Source organism: Paraglaciecola sp. IT1134, assembly GCF_058068185.1.
This window is the reverse complement of sequence record NZ_CM176486.1, coordinates 749,627-772,964: the sequence shown is the minus strand read 5'-3', so window position 1 is coordinate 772,964 and position 23,338 is coordinate 749,627. Positions and strand designations below refer to the sequence as shown.

Below are 23,338 nucleotides of genomic sequence, written 5' to 3'. Positions count from 1 at the left end.
GGGTTAATCCTTTACCATATACGGCTCTAACAGGAGATCCCTATGAGCCTTACCTCTAATGCCGAATTTAGCTGTCCATATTGCATGGAAATCAATGACATTGAAATTGACCCAGAAAATGATCTTGGCCAACAGCAAATAGTCGACTGCCAGGTGTGCTGCAGTCCGATAGAAATACTGATCACTGAGGGTATAGATCAGTCATTCAATATTATCGCTCGTACTGACAGCGAATAAACTAAATTACTAGCCACTGGAGCCCCATTTTGATTGATATATTTCACGCATCCGAGTCGTTGCAAAAAAAGTTAATAAGTATGGAAAATGAACGTGAATTGTTGCAACTGGTGCTCAAAAACCTGAGCCAATATAGATTTGCTACCCGAGTGGATCACGGCGAACTGGATATCGCTTTTTCTGCTGCGGGCGGCCCTTCACAGTGGGCCAATGTTGATGACCTGACAATCCCCTGCAAACCCGCCCCTTCGCGCCCAGTCCAGTTTAACGACATTTTATTAGAGCGCCAGTCAGGCTATATTAACTTGTCTACCCCTGCGGGGTTTATCCCCTTAGTCGATGCCGTTGAACGCAACGGTTTTTTACATAAAAAACTGCTTAGTTAACTGACGAGATCTGTATGCTACGTTTAAAATCAGCACCAGGGTTATGGCTTTGCCTTAGTCTGGTGCTGGGTTGTGCCCAGGGAGAACAACTGGCCTTTAGCAAGCAAAACACCGATCAACAGTTCACCTTCAACTACACCTGGCAAGATAAGCTGGGCCTGCCCCATGAGTTGATACTGTCTTTACCCAAAGAGCAAGTTAATAGCCAGGTACATAAACGTTATATGCCGGCACTGGCCCAGCGTTATGTTTACGTGGAATTGCATAAAGCGGCGCGCAAGATTGATCCAAGAGATGCCCATGTGACGATTAAATCTCGAGGTCAGGATACCCAAATTGAGATCACCAGCCGATCCAGGAAAATGTTGAAGAAATGGCAAAAACAGATGCAACTAAGCAAAGAGCAGGCTTTTGAGCGTTATTTGCATGAAAATTATTATGCTCATTTTCAAACCTATTTAGGCCAGCAAGGCATAAAACCCGATCATCTGCGTTACATTCAGGAAAACAGAGCCGCCTTGTTGCCTCTGGCGCAAGCCATCTATGAAATGGTGCCAGTAGACAGTGATGTGCGGGATTACCTCAATTTATTGCTCAGTTGGGTGCAAAGCATTCCCTATGATGTATTGGAAAATCGCCTGACCTCAAATGGCACAGGGTATGCCCCGCCCCTGACGGTTATTGCCACCAATCGCGGTGACTGCGACAGTAAATCAGCGTTGGTTGCCACTTTGCTTAGTGCCTTATTACCGGATGTGGAACTGGTGATGCTGTATCTGCCCAACCATGCACTGCTCGGTATAAACCTGCCGCTGCGGGGCAATGAACTGGCTTACAATATAGCGGGCAAAGATTATTTATTGATGGAGCCCACCGGCCCCGCCCTAATGGAACTGGGTGAAATCGGAGCAAGCAGTCAAAACGCAATTAATAGCGGTAGATATACCCATGAGAACATCACCTGGCGTTAGTTAGTATGATCAGGTTTAAGAATGTAAAAGTCATTAAATTTCAGCAGGCAAAATTGTTAATAAATTGTCGGACAACTATGGCGTTTCAATATAGCGCTCCTACCAGCTAACTTACCTACATAGAAAAAAGATTAAATCAGAATTTATCTTCAGGCGAGGCAATCAAGCTATAACACAGCTGTCATTAACTGAGGCACAGATGCCCCCCAAATTAAATATAACAAGGCTGATAAGCCAAGCAGAGCCCACTTATGCTCGGCTTTGTGAGGTGTGCCCGGCTTATAGCGTTTTAATTGTCAGGGGCGAGCAAATTCAGATGGCCACCTTGGGTGAGTTGCTGATGGGTTACAAATCCACGAGCAAGCACTTTACCGTTATGCAATGGTTGCTCTTGATCATTATTTAGTGGCGTTATGGTTAGGATTTTACCTGGATAATAAACCTGATCGAGATGGATCGTAATCTTATCAAAGGCTGTGCTGGTGGTGGCGTAATCCATATCTCCTGGCGACATAGGGTAGATACCCAGCAAGCTGAAAACCAGCCATGCGGACATAGTACCTGCATCATCGTTACCGGGCAGCCCAGCAGGCTGATTAGTGAAGTACTGGTTAATCAGCCCTTGTACCTTAAGCGCTGTTTGTTGCGCTTGCCCAGGTACATAGTTGAACAGGTAAGGGTAGGTAATATCGGGTTCATTACCCATATCGAAGTTTTTAGTTTCAAATGTTGCGTTTAAGGCTTCGATAAAAGCCCCATCTCCGCCTAAAAGCTGAATAATCCCAGGTATGTCGAACGGCACATAAAAACGGTAGTTCCACGCATTCCCCTCAATGTAACCAGGAGCGGGCTCGAAATTGCGCCCCAATTCAGGATTGTATGGCGTTAACCATTCTCCACTGTGTTTTTTAGGACGTAACATACCTGTGGTTGGATCAAACAGGTGCTTGTAACCTTGGGCTCTGGATAAATATTTTTTCGCATCTTGATTATGGCCTAAGACCTTTGCCAGCCGGCCCAGGGCGAAATCAGCCACATAGTATTCAAGACTCGTGGATACGCTGCCATCGTAAAGTTCTTCGTTATCTACCGGGACATACCCTAGGGTCAGATAATCCTGATTTTCCGGACGAATCGGGTTATTGGTAATGGTATCCGCCGACTTTTGCATGGCGCGATAGGCCAAGTCGATATCGAAGGTCTGTACGCCGCGCAAATAGGTATCGGCAATCATGGCGGTTGCTGGGTCCCCCACCATGGTCTGGGTTTCCATGCTGAGCAGTTCCCATTTGGGTAACCAGCCACTTTCTTGATACATGGCCAATGCAGAGTCAACCATTTGGGATTGAATATCTGGATACACTAGGCTTAGTAACGGGTGCAAGTTGCGGCTTGTGTCCCATAGTGAATAAATCGAGTAACGGTTTTTTCCTTGGGTATTACCAACCTGTGCAGTATGTTGATGGCTCATGATGGGGTATTCACCGTTCACATCTTGAATGATACTGGGGTGGATCAAACTGTGATACAAACCCGTATAAAGTAGGGTTTTATTGTTATCAGTGCCTTGTACTTCGATGCGCGATAATAATGTGTTCCACGCACTTTTCGCTTTTGCGCGGGTATCTTCGAACGCGAAGTTTGGCTGTTCTGCAACTAAATTTTGGCGAGCATTTTCGATACTCACATAAGAAATACCGACCTTTACCTCAAGTTGCTGCTGACTTTCAGTATCAAAGCTCATATAGGCCCCGATATTGTCGCCACTCATCACATGCCGATAATTTGGGTATGGCTTGATGCTGTCGTTGTGCTGCATCCATTCGCTTTCAACGCCCTGGAATTCGGGCATTTTTTTAAAGACTCCCAGCGTCTTAGCGGGTTTACTAAAGCGTGCTACGAAATATATAGGGCGTACATCTTGTGGGTTATAGCAAAACGTCCCCACTGTACGGGAACCTTCAATCTCACTGTCTGATACGATTTTCAGCGACCCACCCGTCTCGTTGGTCAGTCCTAAACCCAAGTTTAAAATGATATGGCCCTGTCCTTCTTCGAAGGTATAACGGCTCAGGCCTGTGCGCAGGGTGCTGGTGGCTTCGGCTTTGATTTTGTATTTATCCAGTGTCGTTTGGTAATAACCTGGGCTGGCTTGTTCGTTGGAGTAAGTGGTACCGTACTTTTGTGCATTTAACTCCAAGGCTCCGGCAGTCGGCATAATATTAATCACTCCCAACTCAGGGCAACCCACGCCGCTTAAATTGACATGGGTAAAGCCCGTTAGGAATTTATTCTCGTGAATATAAACCCGCGAGTTCCAGCTCGAATCTTTTTCAAATGGGTTAAGCTTTTGGTACTCATATGCAACATTGAACGGAGCGACCGATGTCAGAGCGTGAGGGTATTGCGCCCCAGGATGCGTGGCACCAAAGTTAGATGTACCGATAAAGGGATTAACATAATCCGCCGGGCTTTTTTCTTGATTTTGAGCAAGTGAAAACGGACTGCTGGAAAGGGTAAAAAGCCCTAATGCGATACAGAGTAATGCTTTCATTGTGCTTGAGATCCCATTTCAAATACCAATTCACCCCCGGCTAATATGTCTTGGTGGGTAATATAAAACTGCGTTAATGGTTTGCCATTTAGGCTCACACTCTGCACGTATACATTTTGTTTCGATTGGTTGTGCGCTTTTACCCTAAAGGTATGGCCATTTTCTAAATGTATGCTGGCAGAAGATACTTCAGGGCTGCCTATAGCATATTGCCCAGAGACAGGGTTTACGGGGTAAAAACCTAACGCACTGAACAAGTACCAAGCTGACATTTGCCCTGCGTCTTCGTTACCTGATAAGCCATCAGGAGCTGTATGGTACAGCTCATCCATGATTTGGCGCACGTATTTCTGGGTTTTGCTGCCTTTGCCGACGAATTGATAAAGATAAGGTACATGGTGGCTGGGCTCGTTGCCGTGCACATACTGGCCGATATAACCCGAAATCCACTCTGGGAATTCGCCCACGGTTTGCTGAGCCTCAAACATGGCATCAAGCTGGGCTTCGAAGGGTTCAGCTCCGCCCATGATGTCGATTAAACCGGCCACATCCTGAGGTACAAAGAAGCTATATTGCCAGGCGTTAGCCTCGCAATAATCTTCCGGATGATAGGCATTCGGATCAAAATCAGCGCGAAATTCACCGTTAAGTCCTTTGGCGCGCATGAAGTCTGTTTTGGCATCGAACAGGGTGCGATAATTCTGCCCCCGCTGATGGTAGGTTTCATACAGATCGTCTTTGCCCAGCGATTTAGCCAACTGTGCGATAGCCCAGTCATCAAAGGCGTACTCTAAGGTTAAAGAGACATTCCAGCTGCGCTCTTCAAAAGGCACATAACCCAGCTTTTGGTAGCTCTCTAAACCAAACTCTTTTTGGGTTGCGCTTTGTAAGGCGGCTTCAAGAATTTGCTCACCGCTGGCATCAATCAAACCTTTGAAATAAGCATCGATGAGCACGGGCACGCTGTGGTAGCCCATCATCATGTCAGTTTCATTGCCTTGAAAATTCCATACAGGTAAACGCCCGGCCACTTTGTAGTGATCCATGATGGACGCCATCAGTTCACGGGATCGATTCGGCTCGACTATGGTTTTCCAGGGATGTAAGGCCCGAAAGGTGTCCCACAATGAGAAAAACTCGTAACGAGGATAGGTTTCACTTTTATGAATTTGACCATCAGGGCCTTTGTATTCGCCGTTACTGTCAGAAAATACCCTAGGGGCTAAAGCAGTGTGATACATGGCAGTATAAAACTGTGTCATGTCGTCTTTTTCGGCGCTGATTTCTATCGTGCCGAGTTGTTCACGCCAGGCCTGTTGGGCTTGTGTTTTGACCTGAACAAAACTTTTTACGACCCCTTCAGCGAATAAATTCTGTTTGGCATTCTCCATGCTCACCGAGCTAATGGCGGTGCGTACTGTGACGACTTTTGCATCCGCCGGTAGCGCACTTAAGTCAAAATCAAATTCAGCTGCTAAATTTATTCCTGAAACACCAGTTTCAGCGTTTTTTTCGTCGCCATTGATCAGGGTGTGCGTGTTAAATGGCTGGGAAAATTCGCTGTAAAAATACACTCTTTGATCGTTTGCCCAACCGCTGGATTTACGGTAACCCGCTATTGTTTGGCTATTAAGGACCTCAATATGGGTGGCTAAGGTTTTATCCCAGTTGCGGCTGTAGCCGAGATCTAATCGCACCACGCCTTCACTACTGTCGCCAGCATACTGATAGCGTTGATAACCGCTGCGCAGTCCTGCTGTTAGCTCGACATTGATAGCGTAATCGTCTAAATAGACTTGATAGTAGCCCGGTGACGCTTGCTCATTTTGATGACTAAAACGTGACACTATTGTACCTTGTTCTGGGCCACCTTCAGTTCTTTGCAGATGAAAGGGGCGAGTCAGGGGCATAAAGGATATATCGTATAAATCCCCTGCCCCAGTACCAGAAAGATGGGTATGGCTAAAACCCGCAATGATCGTGTCAGGATAGAAGTAACCCGAAATCCAATCCCAGCCTGTGCGCCCGTTGTCTGGGCTTAATTGCACCATGCCATATGGCATGGTGGCGCCAGGATAGGTTTTACCTTTACCACCGGTGCCAATAAATGGATCCACATAGGTTAATGGGTCGAAGACATTGTCTTGCTTAGGCGTATCAGCAGCCTTTTGAGATGTACAGGCGCATAACGACCACACTGCGCCGATGAATATTAATAGTTTGATCATGTTCGTATCCGTTTACTTTTAGCGTGTATTGCCTAAGGTGCGTAGGACTTCGAAACACGCCCCTAATGTGTGATAGTCACATTTTGCGCCAGCAGCACTTTTTTGCGCGCTATATTTGACGTTATCTCGCTGTAACACTCTAAACCAGGCTCCGTATTTGTGATCGACCATGTTCTGCCAGCTGTATTGCCATAAGGCATTGTATTGGCCTAAATAGCGCTCATCTTGAGTGGTTGAAAACAACATGGCAGCTGCGGCAAAACTTTCTGCTTGAACCCAGAAATACTTATCCTCATCACACCAACTTCCATCTGGAGCAAAGCCGTAAACTAGGCCACCGTGGGTGGTATCCCAACATGTATCGTAAGCGCGATCGAATAGCTGCTTTGCACGTTCGACTAATTCAGGGTTAGGAGTGTGACGATGTAAGATCAGCAGCAATTTGCTCCACTCGGTTTGGTGGCCTGGCTGGAAACCCCAAGGGCGATAAAGATTTTTAGGATCGTCTTTGTTGTATTCCCAATCAGGCAGAAAGTCTGTGGTGTAATGCTCCCATATCAGACCATCAGTGAGATCCGCCTGGCGAAAAGCAATGTTATTAGCCAGGGTTTGCGCCCTATCGAGGAATAGCTGTTCACCACTGGCCTCATAAGCCGCCAACATGGCTTCACACAGGTGCATGTTTGAATTCTGTCCGCGGTAGGAGCTCAGCTCACCAGCAGGGCTTATTTCATCTGCGTATAAGCCAAAATTAGCTTGCCAGAAGCGGGATTCTAGTTGCTGGTAGGTGACCAATAACATCTCGTTCGAGCTGATAATGCCGGCCTTGCGAGCAGCGGCATAGGCCAATAATACGAAGGCATAACCATAGGCTTGTTGGGTCATATCTTGTGGATGATTGTCTTGTAAAGTCCATGCGTAACCGTCTGCATTTGGCTGCCAGTGCACCTGTTCCACGAAGTCTAAACCATGGCGGGCCATGGCCAAGTAATCATCACGTTCAAATAAAAGCCCCGCCGCTGCATAGTTAACGATGATGCGGGTACTGCTGACTAATTGCTTAAATCCTGGTTCGAACAGTTCACCGTTATCTAAGAAATTTTGAAAATAACCTCCCTTGGGGTCTTTTACCCGTGGATCATAAAAATTCAAGATATCTTGGCAGTGCGTCATTAAAAATGCTGGACTATAATAGTTCATCGAATATTACTCGCTAATTAACTGTTGAATTCGGTTGCTTGCGCAGCGACGGCGCAAGTTGGTGTGCTAAAATTCATAGCAGATCTCATTAAGCTTGCTCCGCCCGGGCTATATCAGCGGTGGTGGCGGTTCTTAGTTTTGAGCCAAACAAGGCATACCAAGCGATATAAACATAAGCTGCTACCGGAACAATGAAACTAAATTGCACGGTAGTGCTATCAGCCACATAGCCTTGAATAAGGGGCAAAATAGCGCCGCCTACAATGGCCTGACACAACAAACCTGACCCTCGCCCCGTAAGAGGCCCGAGACCACGGATTGCCAAAGTGAAAATTGTTGGAAACATGATCGAGTTAAAGAAGCCAATAGCAATCACTGTCCACATGGCGATATCGCCTTGGGTGTTCATGGTGGTGAACAATAAAATAATGGCAATGACTGAATTAAACGCTAATACGTATATAGGGGCAATGACGCGGGTTAACGCAGCGCCGACAAAACGTCCAATCATGGCTGCGCCCCAATAGTAAGACACCATTTGGCTCGCTTGGCGTTCACTTAACCCTGCGATGTCTGGCTGGGAAAAATAGTTAACCAGGAAACTACCGATGCTCACCTCTGCGCCCACATATAAAAAGATGGCAATGGTGCCGAAAACCAGCGCTTTGTGAGACCAAATTGAGTCTGACGTCGCGACCTGCCTTTTATTTTCGTGGGTTTGAATAGCGGGCAAGTTTAAAAATTTAAACCCGATGGCGGTGACGATCATCACGCCCGCAAGCAGCAAATAAGGAAATTGCACGGCCTTAGCGCCGATTTCGACTTCTTCTTGTGTTGTACCCACGCTGGCAAAAATTAACGCAGCGCCAAATATAGGACCAAGTGTATGGCCTACCGAGTTAATTGCCTGGGCCAGACTTAAGCGGCTGGTGGCGGTTTTTTCCGATCCCAAAACGGCCACATAGGGATTGGCTGAAACTTGTAATATGGTGACGCCACTGGCCAGGACAAACAGCCCCAGCAAAAACACTGCATATATTTCTACTTCGGCGGCGGGATAAAACAAACCACAGCCAACGGCTATGGTCAACAGACCTGTGATGATGCCGCGAATATAGCCGATTTTTTCGATGAGTTTTCCGGCAAAAGGCGAGACGATAAAATACGCCCCAAAAAAGCAAAACTGTACCAACATGGCCTGGGTGTAGTTTAGGTCGAAAGCGGCTTTCAAATGGGGGATCAGTATGTCGTTTAATGCAGTAATAAAACCCCAAATAAAGAACAGTGTCGTCATAGACGCAAAAGCAAAATGACTATTTTTCACTGGTTCACCTAGCGATAGGGGGGATTGTGTAATCGGTCCTGGCATAATTAAGTACTCTTTAAAGGCCAGTCGAAGCTGGCGCGTTGATTAATGCGTTGCTGAGTCCGCCGTTGACATAGAATAAGGCACGGCATCCTTGGTTGTGGCCCAGGTTTGGTTGGGCACTTTGCTCATGTCGAAGGTTATTCCACCGCCATTTATAATTTGCTGATGAGACAAAAAGGTTTTATTGAATATCGTGCCGTTTAGTGCAGCACCATCAACATATACATTTTCCCCACTGTTGTGCCGGGCTTTAATGGTAAAGCGTTTGCCGTTTTGTAAATGTAGGGTAGCCTTGTCAAAAAGTGGGCTACCTATTACGTATTCGTCGCTACCAGGAGCAACCGGATAAAAACCAAGAGCACTGAACACATACCAAGCCGAAGTTTGGCCATTATCTTCATCCCCGCAGTAACCATCAGGCGTAGCAGAGTAAAGCTTGTCCATGATGTTGCGCACGTGATATTGGGTTTTCCAGGGTTGGCCTGAGTAGTTATACAGGTAGCTCATGTGTTGAATGGGCTGATTGCCGTGGGCGTAATTGCCCATGTTAACGATCTGCATCTCACGAATTTCGTGGATAGTGAAACCATAATAAGAGTCGTCGAAAGCGGGAGGCATACTAAACACGCTGTCAAGTTTGTCGACAAAGGCTTGGTCGCCGCCCATCAAGGATTTTAAACCGGCGATATCATGAAATACTGACCAAGTATAATGCAGACTGTTGCCTTCCGTGAATGCATCACCCCACTTCAACGGATTGAATGGACTTTGAAAGCTACCGTCTTGGTTTTTACCGCGCATCCAGCCGCTTTGCTTATCAAACAGATGTTGATAGTTAAGGGCTTTTTTTTTGAATTTGGCGGCATCTTCTTTTTTACCTAAACGCTCGGCTAAACGATAAATATTAAAGTCCGCAAAGGCGTACTCAAGGGTACGGGCGGCATTCTCGTGAATACCCACATCGTAGGGTACATAGCCAAGCTCATTGTAATAATCTACCCCTTCTCTACCCACTGAACTGACCGGGCGGCCCTCGTCTACTCGGGCATTTTTCAGTATCGCTTCGTACAGGGTGTCAATATCAATATCGGTTATGCCTTTGAGATAGGCATCTGCAATATTCACCGCCGAGTTTGAACCAATCATGACACCTCTGTGTCCTGGGCTCGCCCACTCTGGTAGCCAGCCCGACTCTTTATAGGTATTGGCCAAACCTTCCATGATTTGGGCATCTAACTCAGGGTACATTAGGGTGAAAAACGGGAATACCGCCCGGAACGTGTCCCAAAAACCATTATCGGTAAACATGTAGCCCGGTAACACTTCACCATTGTATGGACTATAGTGAACGACTTCGCCGGCTTGGTTATATTCATAAAATTTGCGGGGAAATAATAAAACTCGGTACAGAGCTGAATAAAAGGTGCGTAAGTTGTCTTTATTTTGACCTTCTATTTCGACACGTCCCAGCTCAGTTTGCCAATGCTGGTGCGCTTTTTGACGGGTGGTATCGAAGTTATCCTGGCCGATTTCTCGGGTTAAATTTAATAGTGCTTGTTCATGACTTATGAAAGAAGAGGCTATTTTCACTGAAACCTTCTCGCCGCGCTTGGTCTTAAAACCAATAATGGCACCAACGTGATCGCCTTCACTTTGTGTGCCGTTGTCTGTGAGTTGATATTCATCGGTCCATGTGCGACTTACCTCGAAATCCTTATCAAATACCGCAACAAAATAATTGTGGAAGTTATCAGGCACGCCACCATGGTTGTTGCGCGCATAACCTATTATTTTGCGCTCCTCAGGAATGATTTTAACCATAGAGCCTTTGTCAAAAGCATCTAGAATGATATAGGCGTTGTCAGTATCCGGGAAAGTAAATCGAAACTGTGCCGCACGCTCAGTTGGGGTAACTTCTGCAGTTACATCATAGGATGCCAGATACACGCTATAATAATCAGGGCTGGCCTGTTCTGCTTTATGTGAGAACCAAGACGCTCGCTCATCTTGGTTGAATTTCATTTCACCTGTGACGGCCATCAACGAAAACGCACCATAGTCGTTTAACCAGGGACTAGGTTGGTGGGTCTGTTTAATGCCACGTATCTGGTCGTCGTCGTATTTGTAAGTCCAGCCATCGCCGATAGGTGCCGTCATTGGGGTCCAAAAGTTCATCGCCCATGGCGTGGCAATCGCCGGGTAAGTATTACCATTTGACAGGCTGAACTTGGAATCTGTGCCCATCAGCGGATTTACGTACGCGACCAAGTCGACCCCGCGGGGTGCTGCAGCAGTACCCTTATTATCAGGTGTCCCGGCACAGGATGCCAACAAAAACAACACGGAAATGGACAAAATAAGCTTATAATTCATTTATTTACACCTACAAAGTAAATTTTCTCTGGCATTTGACAGTCACCATCGAAGTTTAAATTTCTTTTTGTATGAACACAGAGTTCAAGTCAAAAGTTAACACTTTGTAAAATTGTAATCGATTACAATTTATTGTCTAGAAAAAAGTTCGCTTAAAAGCAAATTTAGGTATAAATACCCACTCCATCTGTAAATATTGGCATATTTGTTATCGATTACAGTAGTACATTTTGATGATTTATTGATATTATTTAACTATTCAGGTATTTAAATTGAACAAGACTGTTTTTATAACGGTGAAATAAAATAAACCCGGCCATGAATCGGCCTGTTTCTTGGAAATAAAGACGTAGATGACGAATATTAAAAAGGTTAGTGAACTGGCTGGGGTATCAACAGCGACAGTATCACGCACACTTAAAATGCCCGATATGGTCACTGCTCGAACCAAAGAAAAGGTTATGAAAGCGGTGCTCGAAGCGGGCTACAGACCAAGCTGGCTAGCAACCAGTGTCAAAACAGGACGTACTAACACCATAGTGGTTTTGGTGCCTAACTTGGTCAACCCGTTTTTTATGCGCATCATAGGCGGAATCGAACAAGCTGCCCAAGAGCGCGGGTTTACCGTACTATTATGCGACACCCAAGGAGACAGCAAGCGCGAAAATGACTATGCCTCAATGGTATTGACTAACCGCGCCGATGGATTAATTCAGCTGGATCATTCTTTTCCGTTTTCCGAGGAGGATGCCAAATTAGCCGAAACCATTCCCATGGTCAGCGTCTGTGAACGTATACATTCAGATAAAAAGTATCCTGTGGTTTCCCTCGATAATTACGCTGCTAGTCGCGCATTGGCGCATCATTTAGTCAGTTATGGCCACACTCAATTTGCGGTTATCGTGGGCCAGGTGGTTAGTCAAATCCATAAAGATCGTCTCTCTGGGCTACGTAGTGTCTTGGCTGAAGAGAACATTCCCTTTGATGAAGACATGGTGGTCGGTGAGAGATATAGCATTGAAAATGGCATTGAAGGCATGCGCCAATTGTTGGCAAAACCCACACGCGCTACCGCGGTTATTTGTTTCAACGATGATATCGCTATTGGCGCGATGCACGAGATCCATCGTCAAGGGTTACACGTCCCCGATGACATTTCAGTGGTGGGTTTTGACAATGTCAAAGTCTCAGCATTTGTGAACCCGCCGTTAACCACTATTGATCAACCCGCATACGAAATGGGACGCCGAGGCATGGAGTTGCTCAGTAATCTTATTAACAATGTCCCCCTGACTCGTAGCAGCGAAATGATGTCTTTTCAAATAGTTGAACGCCAAAGCAGTGGCCCAGCCCCAGTTTAAGTATGGCTTAAATCTGCTATTTTTTTTTGCGGGGAGACGCCAACCTTTGAACGGCTACTTAGTGCTTTGTTGTTAATTTTTTGTATATTTTATGACTTATGTTGTTGACATGTCATGTGTTGCGCTCTATATTTTCTCAGTAAATTGTAATCGATTACATTTTATGAGTGAGAAAATTCCCAGTGAAATGACCGGTAGATAGCGTAAAGCAAAGAAAATATAAGCAGTTACTAAAGTAGGCCGCGGCATATGTTCACGGTTACATTTGGTTAAAGCGGAAATATCCGATGGCGATTAGGAAAACACATATGAACAACACCAGTAACAAAATATTTGGTAAATCGATGCTGAATTTCGCAGTAGTGTGTGCTTTGGGTCTTGCACCCACGTACACATTTTCGCAAGAAACAGATGATACCCCCAGTAAAAATGATGCAGAAACCGAAGTGATTCAGGTTCGCGGTATACGTGCATCAGCAGCAGAGAATTTAGCCATTAAGCGATTATCGAATGCGGTGGTAGATGCGATCACCGCAGAAGATATCGGCAAGTTCCCAGACAAGAACGTGGCGGACTCTTTGCAGCGAGTGCCTGGTGTGGTTATTCAACGCAACGGTGGTGAAGGATCGAGTGTGAGTATTCGTGGTTTATCCCCAAACCTGACCTTTACCCAGCTAAATGGTAATTTCATCGCCGCCTCTTCGGGCAATCCGTCACGTTCGTTCTCATATGAATTATTGCCATCGAACTTAGTCGGCAAAGTAGAATTATTTAAATCTTCTGAGGCACGTTTAGACGAAGGTGGCATTGGCGGTACGGTCATCGTACACAGCCGCAAGCCACTGGATATGGATAAAAACTCAGGTGTGGTAAGCCTCGAGTATACCTATGCGGATATTACTGATAAATATGAGCCTCAGTTAAGCGGTATTTATTCATGGAAAACCGATGAGGAAGATTTCGGGTTTCTAGTCGGGTTTACCCAACAAGACAGAACCAACCGTACCCAAACCTCCCGGGTCAACATTATTAACCAGAACTTTCAGTATACCGAGCGTCGAAACGGACAGGAAATAGAGGGTGGAGCCCAAGGCTATGCCCGTCAAAGCTTTGTGCAAGAAGTGTTAGAAGAAGATCGCCAACGTACCGGCGTGCAATTCACTGCACAGTGGCGCCCTATTGATAATCTTGAAGTGGGCTTTAACTATTTCCAGTTTAAATTGGGACTAGATTCTATTTTACATCAGCTTGAATACCCAGAGTGGCACGACACAAACCAATACTGGACAGACATATTTGTTGATGCTGATGCCCAATATGTGACGGGGATTGACTACAGCCGAGCGGTTTCAGGACAAGCTTTAGATACGCAAATTCCCCGTATGAACGGAGAATACGTTGTAGAAGAGTCAACTTCTGATACCTTCGATTTCTTTATGGAATATGAAGCTAACGACTTCAATTTAAAGTTTGTTGCTGGTCACACTGAAGCCGAAGGCGGGCCAAGCGAAAAATACCGTGCAGCCTATTACTCTGGCGGTACCGCTGACTATTGGGGATGGCGCTTCCAAGATAAAAATTTGATCACCAATATCGACCCTGAAATTTTTAACCGGTTAAAAGCTGGTGAAGGCGGGCAAGCGGATATCGGGGCGACAGATTCTAGTTTCGTCGGAGGTACCCAAGAGGAAGATTATGCCCAAATCGACACAGATTGGTTTGTTGACTGGGGCATTGTAGAAACCTTACGCTTTGGCGTGAAATACCGCAAAGGTTCGATTTTCCGCGATACACGTAACACCTTTTATCTGGATAAAGACTTTGATGTAGCAGCAGGAGAAGCTCGCCCTGGTGGCATTACATTGGATGATGATTACTCTAGAAACGACGGTATCCCACTATTAACCACCGTCATTGCCGATCAACCTTTGGGTAATTTAGGCGGTTCGATTAACACTAATATTTTCCCCGTAGTGGATTGGTATAAATACCAACAAGAACTGCAAAACAACTTCAAACGCTATACCCGTTTTGAGCCTGATTTTGTGTATGAAGTCGAAGAGGAAGTTAAAGTCGCCTATGTACAGGCAGATTACAATTGGGAAAACCTGCGGGGTAACTTTGGCGTACGCTTTATCGATACCGTCAATACTAACACCGCCAGCGATCGCTTAGTCTTCGCCTTAGACCGAGTTAACCTGGAAGGTGAAGATGTCGCACAAGTAAATGGAATTGTGCGCGATATTGTGGTGAACCCAAAGGAAAACTCTTACAGCCATGTGTTGCCTAGTTTTAACATAGCCTGGGATATCAATGACGACTGGGTTTTGCGGGGTGCTGCAGCAAAAGTCATTTCACGACCTGATTATGCGGATCTTGGTCAGTTCCAGACTTTAACTTATCGCTCAAGTGAGTGGGAAGCCGACTCTAGCGATCGCCCCGATTTTGACCCCATTCGTGATCGCGAAGGTTGGACTGGCGGCGGCGGAAACGCATCTCTTCGGCCTCTTGAATCGGTGCAATACGACTTGTCACTTGAGTATTACTACGGCGAAGGCTCAGGTGTAAGCTTGGCTGTTTTTCTAAAAGATATCGATAACTTCGTTGTGCCATTTGTCCTCGATGTGAACACCAGTGTGCCAGATAGAACGTTCACTCTGGTTGAGTCCGGCGGCAGTACTGTGAGTGTCGGTGGCGACATCTTGGTTAGGGATTTCGATACTTCTGCTAACGGTAGCAATGCTGAATCCAAAGGACTTGAGTTTTCCTTCCAGCACTTCTTTGACAATGGCTTCGGCGTGTCGGGCAATTATACCCGCAACATCACCAGTGCCGCTACCGTTGAAGCCGACGGTCGCGTTGTGGGTGAATCACCATTAACAGGCAGCTCGAAATATCAGGGTAACGTCTCTGGGTTTTACGAGAATGATTTGTACAGCGTTCGCGTCTCGTACAACCTCCGAGGCCCGACCATTGGCGTGCTTGCTGAAGATTGGGATATCAACCGATTCAATGACACCTATGATCAGGTGGACGTGAACGCCAGCTACAGCATTACTGAAGATTTCACCATAAACGCTTCGGTTATCAATCTGACCAAGTCAGAGGATTACGTCCATTTAGGGGATGATACGAAGGTAAGGTTTTTAACAAACTCGTACAGCGGACGTCGACTCTTCGCTGGTATCAACTACAGATTTTAATGCGTCTGACCAGCTTACCCACGCTGGTTAAATGGACCGTAAAACAGATTGAACAATAGGAATAATAATGAAAAAGCTCAAAATGAATAAAACCACAGTGGCCATGCTGATGGCAGTGAGCACCTTGTACGGTTGTGGAGGTAGCGCTGATGATCCGAACCCCAATGACGCGATAGACACTCGGGTAACCACTGCTGCAACATTGACAGGCAAAGCGGTGAAGGGCAGCTTAGACAGCGCCCAAATTAGCGTCGAGCAAATGAACAATTCACCAATAACCATCTCCAGTGGCGAGCTAACGGATGCGACGGGCAACGTTAACCTTGTGGTTCAAAGCGATCTTGGCTTTGGCATCGACAGTCCGTTTAAGATTTTTGTTACTGCCACAAGCGCTACCAGCATGATCTGTGACGCGGTTGATTGCGCCGGTGTAGATATGGGTCAAACACTTAGCGGCGAGCCGCTGACAGGTACCGTGTTGAAATCCTTATCCTTTGTAAATGTGCCTTACGGCGCACAAGCGAATAGCAATATTTTACCCTTCCAAGCGAACGCACTCACCACAATTGCCACACCTTTGGTTGAAAATGCCGTGCTCAATGGAGCCAACATCACGCAAAAGATATTGTTCGATCTGCAAGCGGTTAATGCTTCTGAAATGGCTTTACGCGCTCTAGGCGTATCTGTCGCGAGCACCAACTTGTTCGAGACTCAGTTGATTAGTGCCGAGTCCTATCAGAACTTTGTGGTGGGTGAAGATTGCGCCACTTTGACGTCAACTGACGCCCAGGGCAACGAAGTCTCTGAGGAAGAATGTAACGACGTACTGGCTTCTCCTGCTGTTATTACCTTGTCGTTGGCAAATGCTGCATTTGCCAACATTACCCATGACGAAAGCTTAAATGCGCGCTTTGATGGGGTCAATGTAGCTATTATCGCTGCTATCGAAGGCGACACTCTAGCACTAACTCCAATCAGAGAGCGGCTGCTGGCCTCCGTTAGCGCAGTACCTTTTTTGACTGAACTGGGCGTATCCCCTGAGAGTGTTATTGACGTGGGTTTAGCGTTTGTTATTGCAGATGAAAATGGTGGCCCAGTGCAGGAAGTGACTACCTCCGCTAACTTAGCCAGCGCGACTATTACTGGTCGTGCTCGCATCAGTGACGGTGAAGCAGAAAGCATGGCGTTCGATAAAGACTCAGAGACTAAATGGCTAGACAATGGTGGCGTACCTACCATTGAGGCGCCCTCTTGGGTTCAGCTTGAATTTGCTGAAGTTCATGCTGTAAGCAGCCTGTTTATTACCAGCGCCAATGATGCACCTGAGCGCGACCCTGAAAACTTTGATTTACTCGCCTCAAATGACGGTGAAAATTGGGTGACATTAGCCAGCTTCTTGGGTGAGTCATTCGATGAGCGCTTTGAACGTAAAGAGTTTTCGTTTTCGAACGGCTTAGAATATTCCTTCTATCGTTTGAATATCACCAAAAATAAAGGTGACACCAACTTAATGCAATTAGCTGAGATCCAATTGGTTGGTCCTATATACGCAAGCACAGATCATACCGATCCAGTAGGAGTGGGTGCGGTCACAGGGCGTGCGCGTATTGGCGATGGCGAAGCCGAATCCATGGCGTTTGATAATGATCCTCAAACAAAATGGCTGGATAATGGTGGGGTAGCTACTATTGATGAACCTTCCTGGATACAAGTGGATTTTCCGGAGGCGGTCGCTGTAAACGCACTGGCAATTACCAGTGCCAACGATAGCCCAGAACGCGATCCTGAGAATTTCACGCTAGTGGGTTCTAATGACGGTGGTGTAACCTGGTTGACTATCGGTGATTGGTTAGGCGAATCGTTTGACCAGCGTTTCGAGCGCAAGCTATTCAATGCAGACAATGCCTTAGCCTACAGCACTTATCGCTTAAATATCACCAAAACCAAAGGCGATAGCAATCTAATGCAATTGGCTGAGATTGAACTCATCGGGCCGAAAGTCCCCAGTGTTCAGCACAGTCATGGCACAGATGTGACTTACATGGAGCGCGCCCGTATCAGTGACGGTGAAGCTGGGTCGATGGCCTTTGACAACAACGTTGAAACCAAGTGGCTAGATAATGGCGGCGTACCCTCGGTAGAAGAACCATCTTGGGTTGTGCTGAGTTTGCCGGAGGCTGCTGCGGTTAACACCTTAGCCTTAACCAGTGCCAATGATGCACCAGAGCGCGACCCTGAAAATTTTGCCCTGTGGGCCTCAAACGACAATGAAAATTGGGTGGAGTTAGCTAGCTGGTTAGGTGAAAGCTTTGACCAGCGTTTTGAACGCAAGCAATACGGTTTTGCCAATGATGTCGGGTTTAGTTTCTATCGGTTCAATATTACTAAAAACAAAGGTGATAACACTTTAATGCAAATTGCTGAAATTGAGCTGATTGGGCCGCAATTCGTTTCTGTAGATGTATCATCAACTGCAGGCACGACCATTACCGGCCGCGCACGGATCAGTGACAATGAAGCTGAAACAATGGCGTTTGACGACTTAACCAGTACTAAGTGGCTAGATAATGGCGGCGTACCGAGTATTGAAGAGCCATCTTGGGTACAGCTGGATTTTGTTGCACCGAAGATCGTCAATAGCATTGCGATTACCAGTGCCAATGACGCCCCAGAGCGCGATCCTGAAAACATCACAGTTGTGGGTTCAAATGATGGTGGTGTTACCTGGAATGAGGTTGAATCATGGGTAGGTGAAAGCTTCGATAATCGCCTTGAGCGCAAATTGTTCGAGATGCGAAATGGTTTTGCTTACGCTACTTATCGGATCAATATCACCAAAAACAAAGGTGATAGTAACCTGATGCAAATCGCTGAAATCGAGTTAATTGGTCCTGCTGAGTAACTTGAAGTTAGTTCACTAAGGCCCACCGATAACGTTGGTGGGCCTTTTGTTAGCCAACAACAAAACTCATCCCAACTTACAAATAAAGATCCAATATGCATGAAGAATATTACCTAGGTATCGATGCCGGCGGCACCCAGTGCAGAGCCGCGCTGTTCAATCGTGACAATGTATTGTTAGGAATAGGCATTGGTGGCCCTGCTAATCCGGTAAACGGTGTGCAGACTGCGCAAAACTCCATTGTACAGGCCGTAGATCAAGCTCTTGTCGATGCCAAGTTAACCCATCTGCCACACAGCCAGTTACACCTAGGTGCGGGTATAGCCGGCTTGCATTTACCAAACATGCAACGCGCCATGGACCATTGGCAACATCCGTTTAAATCATTTTATTACACCACCGATTTGCATGCGACAGTAACGGGAATGCATCGAGGTCAAGATGGTGGCGTGATCATTCTAGGCACCGGTTTTAGTGCTATGTGTATGGTAGATGGTGTGCGCCATTCGATTGGTGGCTATGGCTTTCCAATTAATGCACTAGGCAGTGGATCGTGGCTGGGTTTACAAGCCGTTGAGGCCGTAATGTTAGCATTTGACGGGATTGGTCCTCAAACCAGCATGCTTAAAGCCATCGTGCCTCAAGATGACATATTGCCTCTGGCGATGCGCTTAAACTCCGGTAATTCTGCTGAGTTTGCCAAATATTGCCCTCTGGTCTTCGAACATGCCGCGCAAGGTGATCCGCTCGCCAAGGCGCTCATTGAGCAAGCAACGGTATTTCTACAACGGGTGATTAGCAAACTGAACGCATTGGGTGTAAGCGAAATTGTGTTGGTCGGCAGTGTCGCTAAGCGTCTACAAAGTCGATTGGACGTCAGCTTCGGCCAATACATTATTGAAGGCAAGGCTTCAGCGGAGTATGGCGCAATGTTGCTGGCTAAACAGTGTTTATCAGACGCCAAGTAAACCCAGGCTAAACGCCTAGAAACATAACAGAGCAAAAAAAATGACAGCCACACGCAGAGTTTTTTTAAAATTATCTTTTTTGAGCGGTCTATTCGGCGCGCTTGCTACCGGAAGTAAATCAGTTATGGCGGCAAAGACGTCCCCCAAACCTATAGTGATCTCTACTTGGGAACATGGACTGGCGGCGAATAAAGTTGCGTGGCAAGTACTCGATAGCGGTGGCCGAGCCTTAGATGCTGTTGAACAAGGTGTGCGCGTACCTGAAGCCGACCCTGATATACGAACAGTAGGTTACGGCGGTTATCCCGATAGCGAAGGTAATGTAACCCTGGATGCCTGCATCATGGATGAGAACATGAACTGTGGCTCGGTAGCCTATCTGCAAAATATCAAACATCCAATCTCTGTTGCAAGAAAGGTGATGGAGAAAACGCCCCACGTTATGTTGGTGGGAGAAGGCGCTAAAAAGTTCGCAATAGAACAGGGTTTTAGCGAGCAAGACCTGCTTACTCCACAGGCCAAAAAAGACTGGCAGGCGTGGCGCGAGTCAGGCCGAGGTAAAAAACAGATAAACATTGAGAATCACGACACCATTGGCATGTTAGCCCTAGATGCACAAGGTAATCTTAGCGGAGCCTGCACCACTAGTGGCGCCGCTTTTAAGTTACCAGGGCGGGTGGGTGACTCACCTATTATAGGCGCTGGTTTATATGTGGATAACGAAGTTGGAGGTGCAACAGCCACGGGTATGGGTGAGCTGATGATGAAAACCGTAGGCTGTCATTTAGTGGTTGAACTAATGCGCCAGGGGGCATCACCTCAAGTGGCCTGTCAACGGGCTGTGGAGCGAATTGCTACCCGACTGGAAAACTTTGCCGAATTCCAAGTGGGGTTCATTGCTTTAAGTAAAGCAGGGGAATATGGCGCGTATTGTATACAGCCCGGTTTCAACTACGCCGTTCATGACAACAGTGGTGCAAACTTAATCGATGGTGAAAACATACTAGGAGTATCCCGATGATGTTCAAGGCTAGTGGTTGGCTATCGTTACTGTGCGTTTTTTTTGTTAGTGCCCAAAGCGAAAATATTCGCGCTAATCAGGCTCCTTTTGCTCTAACGTTAGAGCAGGCGATTAACTGGACGGTAGACAGTAAATTTACCTCCCCAGCGAATATCGCTACCCTACCCTTAGCCAGACGTTATCCCGCGCGACTTGATGATGCCAGAGCAAACCTGGATCGCCAAGCAAAGGTGTTGTACGCGCCAGATGGCATGAATAATTTCGCTAACTATTTACATACACAGCCTAAATTTAATTTATACAACTTCACCCATTGGTCGCAAATCGATGTGCTCAATTGGTTTGCGGGCACGGCGGATCACGTGGTGCAGATCCCCGCTAAACCCTGGGTAGATACCGCTCATAAGAATGGGGTGAAAGTCATAGGCTCAATCTTTCTGGCGATCGCTAAATATGGCGGCAGCCCGGACACCGCAGAGCTACTACTGAAGCAAGATGAGCAAGGTCGGTTTGTGATGGCGCATCGTCTTGTCGACATTGCCCAGTACTATGGCTTTGACGGTTGGTTGATGAACCAAGAAACAAACCTGTCGGCTATCAAAGATGCCGACAACCAATTAGTCGAAGGCAAAAGTGATCTTAAGCGTGGTGCGGCCTTAGGCAAGAAAATGCTGGCGTTCATGCAATATTTGACCGCGATCGCTCCCCAGGGAATGGAAATCCACTGGTATGACTCCATGCTTGAAAATGGTCAGGTGCGCTGGCAAAACGAGCTGAATGCCAACAACAAAGCATTTTTGCAGCATGATGTCTTAAGCGCAGATGCCATGTTCATGAACTATTGGTGGAATAAACCTATGGTTGAAAGCTCTGTAGAGGTTGCCAAACAGTTAGGTCGCTCGGCCTATGACTTGTATTTCGGCGCAGATTTATGGCCCAGCCGCAACGCCCAGCGGGCATTTAGCCGTACCCAATGGCTAGCAGATTTGTTCAATGCCGAGACGGGCCGCGCATTAACCTCGATTGCCCTGTTCGCCCCGAACTTTAACTACAATTTTGAGGGGGAGGCCCACACCCAAATTTTTAGTCATTTTAAGCACAATGCCCAAGAATATCACAGCTTCTATCGCACCGAGCAGCGTTTGTTTACCGGTGATGATTTGAACCTAGCCGTCAATGATATTCAGGGCTGGCCGGGCATCGGGCGCTATTTGCCGGCTAAAACGACTGTTTCAAGCCTGCCTTTTATCACCCACTTTAATACCGGACAAGGCAAAGTGCTGATTGAGAATGGACAAAAAACCGCCGATGGCTGGACAGATATGAGTAAACAAGACTTATTACCTACCTGGCAGTTTGCCGTATATGGCAGCCAATCCCTGGACCCGCACTACGATTTCGAACAGGTATTTTCTGGTGGCAGTTCATTAGCCTTTGTTGGTCAATTGAACGCTCAAGAAACGAGGATCCCATTGTACCAAACCAATTTTGTGCTGGGCCCACAGAATGTCGCCAAGTTAACCGTAAAAGGCGACAGCAAAGGCATGTCTTTTTATCTTCAAACTGTCAGTGGTCAGCGCTCGACCTATTCACTGGCAGACTATACGCCAGTGAGTAGCGCACAAGGACAATGGCGCACCTATTCGATTCCCCTTCGTAAGCTAGCAGCACAGCATATAGTGCATTTAGGTGTGCTTTTCGCTGGTCAACAGATTGTGGCTGAAGTAGCTGTTAATCTCGGTCAACTGGCGATTAAATAATGATCGAGATTGAAATCTGCCTGGGAAGTGATGACAGCGCCCGTGTTGCTCAGCAAATTATGGCCGCCCACGCTGGAGGTGCGACCCGAGTGGAGCTGTGTAGCAACATGGTGCAAGAAGGTTTAACACCCAGTGTAGCTACTTTGCAAAGGGTCAAACTCGCTGCACCTGAAGGTTTGGCTTTGCTGGCGATGATACGCCCACGCGGCGGTAATTTTTGCTATTCACAGATTGAAGTTGAGCAGATGAAGCGTGATATTGAAGCCGCAGGGCAAGCAGGTATGCATGGTGTGGTGTTAGGTGCACTGACAATAGACAAGACCTTAAATCTACCCGTCCTTGGGCAGCTACTATCTGTCGCCTGCGAATTCGATTTGCAGGTGACTTTCCACCGAGCATTTGATGCATTGCAAATTCCTGAAGCATCCATTGCCACGCTAGTCGAGTTAGGTGTTCACAGAATTTTGACCGCTGGTGCTTCGTGGAATAGCCAAGACACAGCAGTACAGCATATCGGCTCACTACAACGCTACTTAGCACTTGCTAACGGTCAATTAGAGTTGGTCATTGCCGGTGGTATCGATTCCGTTAGCGTGAACACAATCGTAGATAAACTGCCGCCTCAAGGGGGTTACTCTTTTCATGCATATTCGTCTGTACTGTCACACGGTTTAGTTGATGAGGGCAAAGTCAGGCAATTGTTCCAGGCGGTGAATGATACTGAGTGACTGGCCCTCATTTAGACAAACATTTTTATCGCGGGCGATTTTTCATTGGGCGGACCCGCGTTAGATATCTCGCCCAC

Annotated in this window: 15 protein-coding genes; 10 read left to right on the top strand and 5 right to left on the bottom strand. The window is 46.7% G+C overall.

What is annotated here, in order from left to right:
* The first annotated feature begins 42 nt into the window (after positions 1-42).
* From AC3RV5_RS03475 to AC3RV5_RS03465, 3 genes are all read left to right on the top strand, one after another.
* Positions 43-237, top strand: coding sequence for a zinc ribbon domain-containing protein (locus tag AC3RV5_RS03475; protein WP_489730591.1), 195 nt, complete (start codon positions 43-45; stop codon positions 235-237).
* 80 nt (positions 238-317) lie between these two features.
* Positions 318-623, top strand: a complete 306-nt coding sequence (locus tag AC3RV5_RS03470) for a hypothetical protein (RefSeq protein ID WP_489730590.1) — start codon at positions 318-320, stop codon at positions 621-623.
* 14 nt (positions 624-637) lie between these two features.
* Positions 638-1,594 carry a hypothetical protein gene (locus AC3RV5_RS03465; RefSeq protein ID WP_489730589.1) on the top strand — a complete coding sequence of 319 codons (957 nt, stop codon included), beginning with the start codon at positions 638-640 and terminating at the stop codon, positions 1,592-1,594.
* 289 nt (positions 1,595-1,883) lie between these two features.
* On the opposite strand, the gene AC3RV5_RS03460 is transcribed toward AC3RV5_RS03465, so the two are convergent.
* The 5 genes from AC3RV5_RS03460 to AC3RV5_RS03440 all read right to left on the bottom strand — a co-directional run bounded on the left by AC3RV5_RS03460 (position 1,884) and on the right by AC3RV5_RS03440 (position 11,318).
* Positions 1,884-4,148 carry a GH92 family glycosyl hydrolase gene (locus tag AC3RV5_RS03460; protein WP_489730588.1) on the bottom strand — a complete coding sequence of 755 codons (2,265 nt, stop codon included), beginning with the start codon at positions 4,146-4,148 and terminating at the stop codon, positions 1,884-1,886.
* The gene (locus AC3RV5_RS03455; protein WP_489730587.1) at positions 4,145-6,376 is read right to left on the bottom strand and encodes a GH92 family glycosyl hydrolase; all 2,232 of its coding nucleotides are present in this window, start codon (positions 6,374-6,376) and stop codon (positions 4,145-4,147) included. Before AC3RV5_RS03455 ends, AC3RV5_RS03460 begins: the two co-directional genes overlap by 4 nt.
* Positions 6,377-6,394: 18 nt before the next feature.
* Positions 6,395-7,576, bottom strand: coding sequence for an AGE family epimerase/isomerase (locus AC3RV5_RS03450; protein WP_489730586.1), 1,182 nt, complete (start codon positions 7,574-7,576; stop codon positions 6,395-6,397).
* 88 nt (positions 7,577-7,664) lie between these two features.
* Positions 7,665-8,945, bottom strand: a complete 1,281-nt coding sequence (locus AC3RV5_RS03445; RefSeq protein WP_489730585.1) for a sugar MFS transporter — start codon at positions 8,943-8,945, stop codon at positions 7,665-7,667.
* Between the two features lie 42 nt (positions 8,946-8,987).
* Positions 8,988-11,318: a GH92 family glycosyl hydrolase gene (locus AC3RV5_RS03440; protein ID WP_489730584.1), complete on the bottom strand. Its 2,331-nt coding sequence runs from the start codon at positions 11,316-11,318 to the stop codon at positions 8,988-8,990.
* A gap of 353 nt (positions 11,319-11,671) precedes the next feature.
* On the opposite strand from AC3RV5_RS03440, the gene AC3RV5_RS03435 reads away from it, so the two are divergent.
* From AC3RV5_RS03435 to AC3RV5_RS03405, 7 genes are all read left to right on the top strand, one after another.
* Positions 11,672-12,679, top strand: a complete 1,008-nt coding sequence (locus AC3RV5_RS03435) for a LacI family DNA-binding transcriptional regulator (RefSeq protein ID WP_489730583.1) — start codon at positions 11,672-11,674, stop codon at positions 12,677-12,679.
* A gap of 308 nt (positions 12,680-12,987) precedes the next feature.
* Positions 12,988-15,882, top strand: coding sequence for a TonB-dependent receptor (locus AC3RV5_RS03430; protein ID WP_489730582.1), 2,895 nt, complete (start codon positions 12,988-12,990; stop codon positions 15,880-15,882).
* A 67-nt stretch (positions 15,883-15,949) separates the two neighbouring features.
* Positions 15,950-18,784, top strand: a complete 2,835-nt coding sequence (locus tag AC3RV5_RS03425) for a discoidin domain-containing protein (protein WP_489730581.1) — start codon at positions 15,950-15,952, stop codon at positions 18,782-18,784.
* Positions 18,785-18,879: 95 nt separating this feature from the next.
* Complete coding sequence (locus tag AC3RV5_RS03420) at positions 18,880-19,752, top strand: glucosamine kinase nucleotide-binding domain-containing protein (RefSeq protein ID WP_489730580.1); 873 nt, start codon at positions 18,880-18,882, stop codon at positions 19,750-19,752.
* A 40-nt stretch (positions 19,753-19,792) separates the two neighbouring features.
* Entirely contained in the window at positions 19,793-20,773 is a 981-nt protein-coding gene (locus AC3RV5_RS03415; protein ID WP_489730579.1) for an isoaspartyl peptidase/L-asparaginase family protein, read from the top strand.
* On the top strand, positions 20,773-22,533 hold the full coding sequence (locus AC3RV5_RS03410; RefSeq protein WP_489732088.1) for an endo-beta-N-acetylglucosaminidase: 1,761 nt from the start codon (positions 20,773-20,775) through the stop codon (positions 22,531-22,533). Before AC3RV5_RS03415 ends, AC3RV5_RS03410 begins: the two co-directional genes overlap by 1 nt.
* Positions 22,533-23,261 carry a copper homeostasis protein CutC gene (locus tag AC3RV5_RS03405; protein ID WP_489730578.1) on the top strand — a complete coding sequence of 243 codons (729 nt, stop codon included), beginning with the start codon at positions 22,533-22,535 and terminating at the stop codon, positions 23,259-23,261. Before AC3RV5_RS03410 ends, AC3RV5_RS03405 begins: the two co-directional genes overlap by 1 nt.
* Positions 23,262-23,338: the final 77 nt, after the last annotated feature.